The organism is Amycolatopsis eburnea, assembly GCF_003937945.1.
GTDB lineage: Bacteria > Actinomycetota > Actinomycetes > Mycobacteriales > Pseudonocardiaceae > Amycolatopsis > Amycolatopsis eburnea.
On sequence record NZ_RSEC01000059.1, the window covers coordinates 162,996 to 169,216 of the forward strand.

Genomic DNA, 6,221 nt, shown 5'->3' on the forward strand with positions numbered 1-6,221 from the left:
CGGAATCCTCGCAGCAGTCCCGTTCGGCGGCAGTTCGAAAGGTCGCGAAACATTCCGATAATCGTTGACCGGTCCCGGGCGGCGAACGAACGATCGTCCCAGCTGCGCCCCGCCCCCGGAAAGGATTCGTCGAGTGCGAAGACTCTTCACCGCCCTCCTCGCCGCCGCGCTCTCGATCGCCACCGCCATCGTGCTGGTGATCTCGGCGCAGCCCGCGTCGGCGGCCACCTTGACGCGCGTGACCGATTTCGGCAGCAACCCCAGCAACCTCAACATGTACACCTACGTCCCGGACCGGCTGGCGGCGAAGCCGGCGCTGCTGGTCGCGGTCCACTACTGCACCGGCTCGGCGTCCGCGGTGTTCAACGGCTACGCCCGCGACTACGTCACCGCGGCCGACCAGTACGGCTACGTCATCGTCTTCCCGGAAGCCACCCGCAGCGGCCAGTGCTTCGACGTCTCGTCCCCGCAGGCACTGACCCGGGGCGGCGGCAGCGACCCGGTCGGCATCCTGTCGATGGTGAACTGGGCCAAGCAGCGCTACAACGTCGACCCCGCGCGGGTTTTCGTCACCGGGTTCTCCTCGGGCGCGATGATGACGAACGTGCTCGCCGCGGAGTACCCGGACGTGTTCGCGGCCGGTTCGGCGTTCATGGGTGTGCCGGCCGGCTGCTTCGCCACCACCGACGGGTCGAGCTGGAACAGCCAGTGCTCGAACGGCCAGCTCATCAAGACCGCGCAGCAGTGGGGCGACCAGGCCCGGCAGATGAGCGGTGGGCGAAGCGGCCCGTACCCGCGGATGCAGCTGTGGCACGGCACCGCCGACGACACCCTGCGCTACCCGAACTTCGGCGAGGAGATCAAGCAGTGGACGAACCTGCAGGGCGTGAGCCAGACGCCGTCGTCGAGTGACGCCCCGCAGTCCGGCTGGACGCGCACGCGCTACGGCGGCACCGGCGTCCAGGCGCCGGTCGAGGGCATCAGCGTGCAGGGCGCCGGGCATTCGCTGCCGCAGAACGGGATGGTGGCCTACGCGATCGCGTTCCTCGGCCTGAACAGCGGCGGTACGTCGACGACGACCACCACCGCTCCGCCGCCGGCGGGCAGCACGCTCGGGAGCGCGGCGAGCGGGACCGGCCGGTACTTCGGCACCGCGGTGTCGGCGAGCAGGCTCTCGGACAGCGTCTACACCGGCATCCTGAGCCGTGAGTTCTCCATGATCACGCCGGAGAACGAGATGAAGATCGACGCGACCGAGCCGGCGCAGGGCCAGTTCTCCTACGGCAACGCCGACCGGATCGTCAGCCAGGCGACGAGCCAGGGCGCCCGGATGCGCGGGCACACGCTGGCGTGGTACTCGCAGCAGCCGGGCTGGATGCAGAGCATGGAGGGAGCCGCGCTGCGCTCGGCGATGCTGAACCACATCACCCAGGTCGCCGGGCACTACAGCGGCAAGATCTACGCCTGGGACGTCGTCAACGAGGCTTTCGCGGACGGCGGTTCGGGTGCCCGGCGCGATTCGAACCTGCAGCGCACCGGCGACGACTGGATCGAGGCGGCGTTCCGCGCCGCGCGGGCGGCCGACCCGAACGCGAAGCTCTGCTACAACGACTACAACACCGACGACTGGAACCAGGCGAAGACCCAGGCCGTGTACCGGATGGTGCAGGACTTCAAGTCCCGCGGCGTCCCGATCGACTGCGTCGGCTTCCAGTCGCACTTCAACCCCAACAGCCCGGTGCCGTCGAACTACCGGACGACGCTGCAGAACTTCGCCGACCTCGGCGTCGACGTGCAGATCACCGAGCTGGACATCGAAGGGTCGGGCACCGCGCAGGCGGACAACTACCGCACGGTCACGAACGCCTGCCTCGCGGTGACGCGGTGCACCGGGATGACCGTGTGGGGCATCCGGGACACCGACTCGTGGCGGGCGTCGGCCACACCGCTGCTGTTCGACGGCAACGGTCAGAAGAAGGCCGCCTACACCGCGGTGCTCGACGCGCTGAACGGCGGCACCACCCCGCCGCCGGCCACGACGACCACCCCGCCGCCGCCGACGACGACCACGACCCCGCCGCCGGGCGGGTGCACCGGGACGTACCTCAAGACGGCGGAGTGGAACGTCGGCTTCAACGGCCAGGTGACGGTGACCGGCTCGAACAACTGGGTGCTCACGATCACCTTCCACGCGCCCCAGAAGGTCATCGGCAGCTGGAACTACACCGGCACCTGGGACAGCACCGGGTACGTGCTGACCGCCCGGCCCAACGGCAGCGGCAACGTCATCGGGTTCACCGTGCAGCACGGCGGCAACCTGACGGCGCCGACCGTCGCCTGCTCGGCGGGCTAGGGCACCGACGGGGCATACCAGGTCCTGGCGGGCCTGGTATGCCCCTGGTCTACTGCGCGGGTTCGGGCAGGGCGGCGATGAACTTCGCGGGTACCGCACGCGGACGGCGGGGGCCCCAGCGACCGGTGCCGAACAGGACCACGGTCGAGCGGCCCGAGCCACCGACCCAAGCGGGTTGCGCGTGGTCGAAGGCCACCAGCGGAGGACGGTGCCACCTGCTCCCGGTACCTCGCAGCCGGACACCGCCACCGTCGCGGTACCGGACGACGTAGTCGCGCTTTCTGCCGGGATCGTTGATCCTGTGGCTGAAAGGCGGGAGGCAACCTCCCGGTTCCGCCACGATCTCGATCGTGACCGTCGCGGCTCGCCAGCCGGTGCGCCGGACCGACTCGTAGCGCCGCCACCACGAAACCACGCTCGGCGCAACGCACAACGACGCCACGATGAGCACCAGCGCGAGGGGCGCCAGGATGGCTGTCGCGGTATTCCGGTGCGCATCATCGCCGTAGCTGAGCAGGAACGCGAGACCCGGGATCCAGGCCAGGCCGTACGCCGTCGTCCGCAGGGCCACTGCCCCCACGCGTTCACGTTCGTGACCCAGCTCCGGCTGCCCCATCACCGCAGCATACGGGCAGTACTAGAACAACCGGCCGACCTCGGCCGCGGGTGGTTCTTCCAGGCTCAGGAGGAACCGCTTGCGGTCGAGGCCGCCGGCGTAGCCGGTCAGGCCGCCGCCGGTGCCGACCACGCGGTGGCACGGCACGACGACGCTGATCGGGTTCCAGCCGTTGGCGTTCCCGACCGCCTGCGCGGCGCCGGGGTCGCCCAGCTCGGCGGCCAGCTGCCCGTACGTGCGGGTCTCGCCGTACGGGATCTTCGTGAGCAGGGCCCAGACCTGCTTCTCGAACGCGGAGCCGCGCGGCGCGAGTTCGAGGTCGAACTCGCGCCGCGCGCCCGCGAAGTACTCGCCGAGCTGCCGCTTCGCCGTCCCGAAGGCGTCGTCGTCCCGGGGTCCGAGGTCGGTGATCCTCGGCGTCCGCAGGTGGCCGTCGAAGTAGAGCCCGGCCAGCGCCTCGCCGTCGCCGACCAGGGTCAGCGGTCCGATCGGTGACGCGATGACGGCGTGCTTCATGGTGCCCAGCCTACGGGTCAGCCCTGGCTGGTCCGGACCGACAGGGAGTCGACGCTCATCTCGGCGCCCGGCGTGATGTCGGCGGACGGGCTCGTGCAGCCGCAGACCTTGTTCGGGTACGAGCCGCCGATCGCGACGTCGAAGATGACGAAGAACCCGTGGTCGACGGCGGCTTTCCAGGTCTCGGCGGAAACCTGGTTCTGCTTCACCGCGAACGTCTGGTTTCCGTCGAGGAAGAAGCGCAGCTCTTCGGCGGCGGCGTCGCGGCGGTCCACGACCACCGAGTACGTGTGGTAGCCCTCCTGGCAACCGGGGCAGTCCTGCAGGTCGCTGGTGATGCCGTCCGGGTCGTGGCACTCGCCCTGCCACTGTCCACAGTGGAACGTCGTGGAGTGCTTGCTGAGCGCGTTGACGTCTTCCATGATGTCCAGCTCGCCGATGCTCGGCCAGTTCGTGGCGCCGACCGGGCGGGCGTCGGCGCCCATCGCCCAGAACGCGGGCCAGTAGCCGAGCCCGCTGGCGGGGGAGGGCTGTTTCAGGGTCGCGCTGATCTCGAGCTGGCCGCCTTCGGGGGCGGCGAAGTCGGTGCGCTGGGTTTCGATGCGGCCGGACGTCCAGTTCCCGGCGGCGTCGCGCAGCGGCTTGATCGCCAGGTGGCCCTGGCCGTCGTGGTAGACGTTGGCGGTCGAGTCGGTGGCGGTCTCGATTTCGCCGGTGCCCCAGTTCGCCGCGCCGCCGGGGTAGCCGGTTCCCTTGTCGTAGAGCCAGTCCTGGGCGTTCAGGCCGGTGCCCGCGGCGCCGTCGAAGTCGTCCTGGAAGACGGTGGTCCAGGCCTCCTCGGCGTGCGCCGGAGCGGCCGGGGCGAGGAACGACAACGTTGCCAGCGCGGCGGTGAGCCGCTTGACGGTGTGCATGGGGTCTCGCTTCCTGAGGGGAACGGGGCCGTCCACGACCTGCGAGGCCGTCCACTGTCGCCGCCGGTCCGCGACGGCGTCAAGGGGTGTGCCCGGAAGTACCCGGCACCCGGTACCCGCGGGCACACCCGGGGGAGTCGCGTTTGGAATTCGCCGCGGCCGGGCACTGCGCGGGCCCGGTGAAACGGTGGTCTGGACCTTCTTTCGCAGGGTTGCCAGGTAACCAAACCCGGGTCATAGTTTGTTTACGTCCACAACGAATCCTGCGTACCGCCCTCGGACGTCCACTATGGACTCCGCCGTCTCCTCAACGTGGAGGACACCATGATCTCCCGGCGCTCGTTCCTCGGTCTTTCGGCGGCCACGCTCGCCACGGCCACGGTGCTGCCCCTCGCGCGGTCAGCCTACGCCGCGACGCCCGACACCTTCGGTCTCAAGTTCGTCAACAACTCCGGCTCCGGCACGGTGTACGCCTACGTCACCGGCACGACCCCGGACGGCAAGCTGGTGCTGCTGCGCGCCGACGGCACGCCGTACTACCCGGCCTCGCCGGGCGCGCCCACGACCCCGTTGCCCGAAGACTGCGCGATCCCGATCGGCTCGGGCGCGCAGGTGACGGTACCCAAGATGGGCGGCGCGCGCGTCTACGTCGTCACGGACGCGAAGCTGGACTTCTTCCTCGACCCGGGCCCGAACCTGGTCCACCCGAGCTTCCTCAACTCCGGTGATGCCAACTACGGCAAGAACTGGTCTTTCAGCGAGTTCACGTTCAACGACACGCAGCTGTTCGCGAACATCAGCTACGTCGACTTCGTGGGCATCCCGATGGGACTCTCGCTGACCACCGCGGGCTCCGGAACCTCGACGGTCCAAGGCCTGCCGGCCGGTTCGGTCGACCAGATCGCGTCGTCGCTGACCGCGCTGGGCGGCGAGTGGCCCGGCCTGGTCCAGACCGGCGGCGGCGGGAACCTGCGCGTGCTGTCCCCGCACCACCACGCGTCCCAGTTCGGCGGCTACCTCGACGCCTACATCGACCAGGTGTGGGCGAAGTACGAGGGCACGGACCTGGTGGTGGACTCGCAGAACCCGGGCGTCGGCAAGTTCACCGGCCGCGTCTCGGGCGGCCAGCTGGTCTTCGGCGCGGAGTCCTTCGCCAAACCGGCCACGGCGGACGTGTGGAGCTGCGACAGCGGCCCGTTCGCACTGGCGGCGGGAGCGAGCGACGCGCGCAAGGCCATCGTCCCCCGCCTGGCGGCGGCCCTGAACCGCACGACGTTGCTGGACAACCCGAACCAGCCGACCGACGAGGACCCGGCGAAGTTCTACCAGGGTGACGTGACGAACCACTACGCGCGGATCGTCCACTCGAAACTCCCGGACAACCGCGGCTACGCCTTCCCATACGACGACGTGAGCCCGGGCCCGGACTTCAGCGGAGCGGTCTTCGCGGGCGACCCGGAAGTGCTGACGATCACAGTGGGTGCCACGCACGGCTGAGGCAGTGCGAAAACTGTCGGTGGTGGCGGCTAGCCTCTTCGCATGAACACGGACGACGCGACGGTCCCGGCGCACCAGCTGACCAAGGGCCAGTGGTTCTGGCACGAGCCGGCGCCGGGACTGCCCGCGTGGCAACTGCAGGTGACGTCGGCGGAGCTGGTCGAGGACTCGGTCGAGATCTTCACGACGGATGATGAGCGCGAGCTGGTTTCGTACCCGCGGAACAGGCTGGTCCGCCTCGCTGGGGCGGCTTGAGGGGAGTGGGGGGTTTCTTGGGGGTGAGGGTGGGGCCGCGCTGGTAGGCGGGGAGGTTTCGTGGGGCCGG

General features: G+C 69.8%; 6 protein-coding genes. 3 read left to right on the plus strand and 3 right to left on the minus strand.

Translation table 11 applies throughout. The features are described 5' to 3' along the window. Positions 1–133: 133 nt before the first annotated feature. Positions 134–2,353, plus strand: a complete 2,220-nt coding sequence (locus tag EIY87_RS49165) for an extracellular catalytic domain type 1 short-chain-length polyhydroxyalkanoate depolymerase (protein WP_125313793.1) — start codon at positions 134–136, stop codon at positions 2,351–2,353. A gap of 49 nt (positions 2,354–2,402) precedes the next feature. Here EIY87_RS49165 and EIY87_RS32810 read toward each other — a convergent pair whose 3' ends face one another. From EIY87_RS32810 to EIY87_RS32820, 3 genes are read right to left on the minus strand one after another with little or no spacing between them, the layout of a single operon-like run. Then, positions 2,403–2,933 (minus strand): hypothetical protein, encoded by a 531-nt coding sequence (locus EIY87_RS32810; protein WP_125313794.1) that lies wholly within the window; start codon positions 2,931–2,933, stop codon positions 2,403–2,405. A 57-nt stretch (positions 2,934–2,990) separates the two neighbouring features. Then, positions 2,991–3,485 (minus strand): methylated-DNA--[protein]-cysteine S-methyltransferase, encoded by a 495-nt coding sequence (locus EIY87_RS32815; RefSeq protein ID WP_125313795.1) that lies wholly within the window; start codon positions 3,483–3,485, stop codon positions 2,991–2,993. A gap of 17 nt (positions 3,486–3,502) precedes the next feature. Then, the gene (locus EIY87_RS32820; protein ID WP_125313796.1) at positions 3,503–4,399 is read right to left on the minus strand and encodes a glycoside hydrolase family 16 protein; all 897 of its coding nucleotides are present in this window, start codon (positions 4,397–4,399) and stop codon (positions 3,503–3,505) included. Positions 4,400–4,723: 324 nt separating this feature from the next. Between EIY87_RS32820 and EIY87_RS32825 the strand changes: the two genes are divergently transcribed. Together EIY87_RS32825 and EIY87_RS32830 are read left to right on the plus strand one after the other, a co-directional pair. Then, the gene (locus EIY87_RS32825) at positions 4,724–5,896 is read left to right on the plus strand and encodes a glycoside hydrolase family 64 protein (protein ID WP_125313797.1); all 1,173 of its coding nucleotides are present in this window, start codon (positions 4,724–4,726) and stop codon (positions 5,894–5,896) included. Between the two features lie 42 nt (positions 5,897–5,938). After that, entirely contained in the window at positions 5,939–6,151 is a 213-nt protein-coding gene (locus tag EIY87_RS32830) for a hypothetical protein (protein WP_125313798.1), read from the plus strand. Positions 6,152–6,221: the final 70 nt, after the last annotated feature.